Consider the following 6232-nt stretch of genomic DNA (forward strand, 5'->3'; position numbering starts at 1 on the left):
ACGGGGTCGGCGGTGACGTATTCGTAGGGGTTGGCGTTGCCGCCGTGGACGGGGTCGGTGGACAGGAAGCGTCCGGTGGTGGGGTTGTAGAGGCGGATGCCCATGAGGGTGAGGCCGGTCAGTGTTTCGGTGGAGCGTTGTTTGCCGCCGAGCCAGCCGTAGCGGGTGGTGGTCTGGCCGGTGCGGGTGTTGCCGTATTCGTCGCTGTCCAGGGCGGTGGGGGCTTTGGTGGTGTCCAGTGGGAGCTGGAGGGCTACGTCGCCGTGGACGGTGGTCAGCTGCAGGACGGTGTCGCCGGTCTTGCTGGTGGTGGCGGCGAGGTCGCCGGAGGCTGATTCGACGGTGCGGGTGAGGGCTCCGGTGGTGGTGTCCTCGATGGTCCAGCGGGGGTTGTCGCTGTCGTTGTCGTAGTGGTTGAGCTTGGATGCGGTCTCGGTCCAGGTGCTGCCGCTGCCGGTTTCGATCTTCCAGGAGCGGAAGCGCAGGGCGGCGTCGAGCTGCCAGGTCTGGCGTTGGCCGGCTGCGGTCTGCTGGTAGGCGAGGTCGTTGGCGTAGTAGCCGATGGTGCCCTGGTTGGGGACGGCGGTGGTGCGGCCGAAGGCGTCGTAGGTGTAGCCGGAGTCGATGATGCGGTCGGCGCTGTCGTAGCTGGAGTTGGTGGTGGTGCCGCCGCTGGTGGGGCAGTCGGCTCCGGGGGTGCCGGCGGTGGTGGTCAGGGACTTGCGGTTGGTGTGGTTGTCGAAGGTGTAGGAGCGGCGGGTGCAGGTCGTCTGGGCGGTGTCCTCGGCCGTGGTGAGTCGTCCGGTGGTGTCGTAGCCGTAGTTCTGGCTCGACCAGCCGGCGTGGCTGGTGACCTGGCCGTGGACGGACTCGGTGACGGTGTCGGAGTAGACGATGGTGGCGTCGCTGTCACGGGTGTAGGTGCGCTGTGCCGCGGATCCGGTGGTGTCCTCGGTCTGGGTGAGGGTGTAGCCGCCGGGCAGCTTCTCGGTGGAGACGGAGCCGTCCGCGTCGTAGGTGGCTTTGAAGGTGCCGGCCACGGAGTCGGTGGTGCTGGTGACCAGGCCGCGCGGTTCGGCGGTGTGGTCGTAGGTGTAGGTGACGGTCGAGGGCGCGCTGTCGGTGACCTTGACCGGCCGGTCCAGCAGGTCGAACTCGGTGGTGGTGGTGCCGTTGTCGGCGTCGGTGTAGGTCACCTGGCGGCCCAGCTTGTCGTAGGCCTTGGTGATGGTGCCGCCGGTGGGAGAGACGCTCTTGAAGGCCCGGCCGGTGGCCGGGTCGTACTGCGTGGTGGCCTCGGGGACCGTCTGGCCCACGCCGCCGGTCACGGTGACCTTGCTCGGGCGTCCCGCGTTGTCGTACGTCGTGGTGGTGGTGCGGGTGGAGCCGTTGGCGGTGTCCGTCACCTTGGCCGGGTTGCCGAACCAGTCGTATTCGGTGGTGGTCGTGGGCAGCTGGGTCGGGTTGGAGCCGCCGCCGGTGATCGCACCGCCCGCGGAGACGGAGCACACCTGGTCGGCCCATTCGGGGCGGCCGGCGCAGGCGCCGGTCCCGGTCGCGGACCAGTACGTCGTCACCCGGGTGCCGGCATCGGTGCCGCCGGCGCCGGGCAGGAGCTGCTTGGTGACGCGGCCCTGGGCGTCGTACTCCGTGCTCTCCGTGATCGCCGACCCGCCCGGGTCCTTGATCGTTTTGGTGGGGAGGCCCTTGGCCCAGTCGTAGTCGGTCTGGACGGCGCGGGTCTCGCCCTGTACGGAGGGGTGTTCACGGACCTGGGCACCGACCGTGGTCCTGGTGATCTGGTCCTTGACCTTGGCGGTGCCGTCGGTGGGCCGTGACTGGTCGTAGTCGTTGACCGTCCAGCTGCGGGCGGTGACCGAGGTGCCGGCCGGAACCAGGACGGTCGTGTCCTGCTTGAGGTCGGCGGTCAGGTCGATACGCCGCAGCGGGCCGTATTCCTCCAGCTTGCGGGTGCCGGTGTCGTTGTAGACGGACTGGTTGTCCAGCAGGGCGGCCCGGTCGGCGCCGGCGAGCTGGGCGATGCCGAGGTCGGCCTGGGTGGCCTTGTCGTCAGCGCTCGTGCCCAGGGCGACAGCCCGGTTCGCGGCGCTCAGTTCCCGCACGCTGTTGCCGAAACGGTCGTACTCGGTGGTGGAGATGTATCCGCCGGGGGTGGCGGAGTTGACCTCACGGCCCGAGACGCCCAGGTAGTGGACCTCGGCCCGCTTGTAGTCGTTGGCCGCGAGCGAGCCGCCGGAGTTGGAGGAGGGGACGGCGTCGGCGGGCAGGACCGCGGTGGCGTCCGTGGGGGCATCCGTCTGGCCCCACGTCTTCACGTCCGAGGAGCCCAGCTGGTACGGGGCGGTGGCGCCGGTCAGCGGGACGTCGTAGACGACGCTGGTGACGGCGGTGCCTTGCGGCACGTCCGTCGTGCCCTGCTGCAGTCCGGAGCGGCTGGCCTTGAGCAGCATGCCCTCGCCGGCGGTGGCGGCGTTGCCCGCCTTGCCGTAGGTGAAGCTCCAGGGCAGTTCACCGGGCGGAGTGAGCTGGGTGATGCGGCCGTCGGTGTCGTAGGCGTACTCCGTCTTCAAAACCGGACTGATCTGCGGGTTCCATGTCTGCCGCAGCCGGCCTGCGTCGTCGTAGAGGTAGTTCTGCACCGCCTTCGACGTGGCCGTGGACGCACCGGGTTCGGTGGACCACAGACGGATCTCCTTGACCTGGTCCGCGAAGTCGCCGAAGGCGTTCGCGGTGGCCGTGGTCGAGGACGCGTAGACGAACTCCAGTGCCCGGCAGCCCTTGGTCGAGGGGTCCGACGTGCACGCCGCGGCGGTGGCCGCCGAGGTCGGAGCGATGACCCGCTTGGGGCGGGCCAGCTTCTTGCCGCCCACGGTCACCGTCTCGGAGACCACGGTGGTCGTGGAGTTGCTCAGCCCGTCCAGCAGAGTGCTGGAGACCTGCCAGGTGGTGGCGTCGGAGGCCGGCTTGGTGAACTCGGTGACCGTTCCCTCGGTGTCGGTGAGGGTGAAGCTGCCCGAGACGCCGCCCTTGAGGGTCAGGTCCTCCGAGCCCGGCTCGGGGATCCAGCCGTTCTTGGCCGCGTTGGCGGTGAAGTAGGTCTCCTCGCCCTCGGAGTCGACCAGGGCCACCGCGGTGTCGGAGATGCTGCGCAGGTTGCTGTAGTCGGACTCGGTCATCTCCGCAGCAGTGCCGGTCACCCACTCCTTGCCGAAGATGGGAGCCTGGCCCTCCTGCTTGGTTCCCTTGTCGGGAACCCGGGAAGACGCGGTGCGCGAGGCGGTCAGACCGAACGCCGAGGCGTCGGTGGCCGTCAGACCGTAGTCACCGGTCAGCAGGTTCACGCTGCCCGGACCCACTTCGTCGGTGGCCGCACCGTCGGCGTTGCGGTCGACCACCACCGTCAGCGGCTCCGTGCTGCCCGAGGCGCTGCCCGGACCGGTGAAGTCGGCCTTGATCTGCACCGACCCGTCCGGGTCGACGGTGCTGGTGGCGTTCCACACCAGCTTGGCGTTCTTGCCGTTGGTCAGCGGCACCGGCCACGCGCTCACCGGCTGGCCGCCGCTGGTGACATCCCCGGCGGGGATCTTCACCCAGGCGTCCGCCTCGGAACGCCGCCAGGAGAAGGAGACGTTGTCGTACGTGCCCGCCGCGGCTTCGGCCACCAGCGGCAGCCGGCGCGCGGTGCGCTCGCCCTCGCTCGGCTCGACGAAACCGCCCGGGCCGGCGTGGAAGGTGTACTCGGTCGCCTCGGACTTGTTGTCGGCCTTGTCCACGGCCCGCACCTGCAGGGTGTGGGTGCCGTTCCTGGGCGGGGTGATGGTGATGTTCTTGTCGGCGCTGGATCCGCCGGTGGAGACCTTCGTCCAGGTCACACCGTCCAGCGACCACTCCAGCCAGTTGTGGTCAGAGGCCGGCGGAGTGACCGTGAAGGTACCGGCCGTACCGGCACCCTTGACCCACTTGTCCGACGGGTAGTCCGTGGAGGTGATCTTCGCGGGGGCCGAGGGAGCCTTGGTGTCGACGGTGAACGTCTTCCACGCCGACCAGCCCACGTTGTAGTGGGTGCCGTCGTAGGGGTTGGTGCGGAACTTGTACGTCTTGCCGTCCGTGAGCAGACCGGAGGGCACCGTCACCGACGCCACCTGGCCGGAGGGCACGTACTTCGACACCAGGTAGTTGCCGACCTGCGTGTCGGTGGCGGAGTCGCGGACCTCGAAAGTGCCGTCGACCTTGTCACCGTCAGCGTCGACGAAGGTATCGCGCAACGTCGGCGTCGTGGTGTTGACCACGTAGGAGCCGCCGTAGGAGAAGTACGGCGGACCGGCCTCCTGCTTCGTGCCCGTACGCGGCCGGTAGTTGTAGTTCACCACCAGCTTGGGCGGGTTGGACGCGGCGTTGGCCGAGTTGACCCGCTTCCACTGCGCCAGCACCGACTCGTCCGAGGCACGCAGACCCATGTTGCCGCGGGTCGCCTTCGCCGACGCCCACTCCTGCACCAGCGTCGACACATCGGCGTTGATCCAGCCGTCCGGCTGGGACGAGCACGAGGGACTGCCCGAGGTCTCGCTCGAGGTGGCCTTCTTCGCCGTCCACGCCGGCTGCGCGGTCCAGCGCGAGGAGGTCGAGGCGGCGCCGGTCGACCACACCTCCCACGGGTAGAGCTGGCAGACGGTGTTGCCCGAGTGGAAGTTCCACAGACTCAGCTTCGCGCTGGACACCAGCGCGTCCTGGATCGGCGAGGTGTTCCACGAGATGAACGACCGGGCGGTACGCGCCGTCCCGTCGGTGTTCTTCGTCCCCGGGTTACCGAAGTCCAGCTCGGTGTCGGCGGACCAGTCGACCGTCTCGCCCTGCTGCACATAGGTGTCGAAGACGTTCGACAGCGAGGACGTGGAAGGGTCGACGGTGACCGGGTACTGCGTCCTGGGGTCGGTGAGGAACTTGGCGTCCGGCGTGATCACCAGGTCGACGCCACCCTTGCGGGGCACCACCTTCAAGCCGACCTTCGCCCGGTGCGTGTGCTCACCGGACCGCTTGTCGACCGACGCGTCCCACATCACCGGGGCCGGCATCACGGCCCGCTTCTTGCTCTTCCTGTCCGTGAAGACGACGCTTCCGTCCTTCAGCTGCCGGACCTTCAGGCCCTTGGCCTTCAACGGCAGCGTGTAGGAGTAACCGTCCGCACCAGGACGCTCGTTGATCCGCACGTACTGCTCGAAGCCCGTACGGGTGGCCTCAACGATCACATCCCCGCCGGGGACGGCGTTGCCGTAGGTGGCACGGTTGCCGTCCAGCTTCGGCTTGGGCAGACCGCCCTTCCACTGCAGGCTGATCTGCTGATCACCCTCGCCCAGCGTCACCAGGTCCCGCGCGTCGGCCGTCTTTCCCTGCGACAGCGCGGTCAGCCGCTTGCCGCCCGGCTTGGCGAACGCCAGACCCCGAGGATGGGCCTTCGGCTCAACCGACCCGTCCGCCCTGCTCACCAGGTCCAGGTCGACAGCGCGCCAGTGCCCTGACGCCTCATCCCGGAAACGGATGGGACCAGCCGACAGCTCCGTGGTCAGACTGCCGTCCGCATGGACCCAGGTGGTCGACGTCTCGGTCCGCTCGGACAGAGCCTCCACACGCTTGCCCGACAGACGCGCCAGCACACGCGCCGACGATATGTCCGCAGCCGACGTGGCGTAGTGCTTCTTCGTCCCCGCTGATTGGGCACTGGCCGCAGAAGCCGACGCCGAGGAGACAACGCCCTCGGCTCCCTGCAGCACAGTGACCGCCATCGTGGCGGCCAAGGACACAGCGATCCGCTGCGTCCATCCCCGTTGCGGATTGGGCCAGACGCGTCCGCGCCCAGCCCCCATCCTTTGCCTCATCACAGTCCTAAAGCTCGCAACTGGCCCACGAGTTGGGCCAGCCCACGGAACTTAACTGATCTTCAGGTCAGGCAAATCGCCACACAGGGGACGCAGGCAGTCTTTACAAACATGATCAATGCGCAAAGCTTACGCAAAGCCTGCACATTGGCACCCCACAGCCTCATCGCGGGAATCTCCCCGCAACCTTCACAACACCCCTCACACCAACCCCCGCTACCACCAGGCAATTTGACCCACCGTCACCACACCCGGGAAAGCAAAACCCCTCACCCACAGCAGCACACCACACAGACCCACCACCCCACACCATGAAGAAATTTGCAACCGCACCCACT

The 6232-nt window shown here is 68.3% G+C and carries 1 protein-coding gene; it reads right to left on the reverse strand.

Features of this window, described 5'->3' with window-relative positions; translation table 11 throughout:
* A partial coding sequence (locus ACFXGX_RS42855; protein ID WP_384803823.1) for a DNRLRE domain-containing protein occupies window positions 1-5801 on the reverse strand: 5801 nt, incomplete at its 3' end.
* Between the last annotated feature and the right edge of the window lie 431 nt (window positions 5802-6232).

Source organism: Streptomyces sp. NPDC059371 (genome assembly GCF_042751995.1).
In the GTDB taxonomy this organism is placed as follows: Bacteria; Actinomycetota; Actinomycetes; order Streptomycetales; family Streptomycetaceae; genus Streptomyces.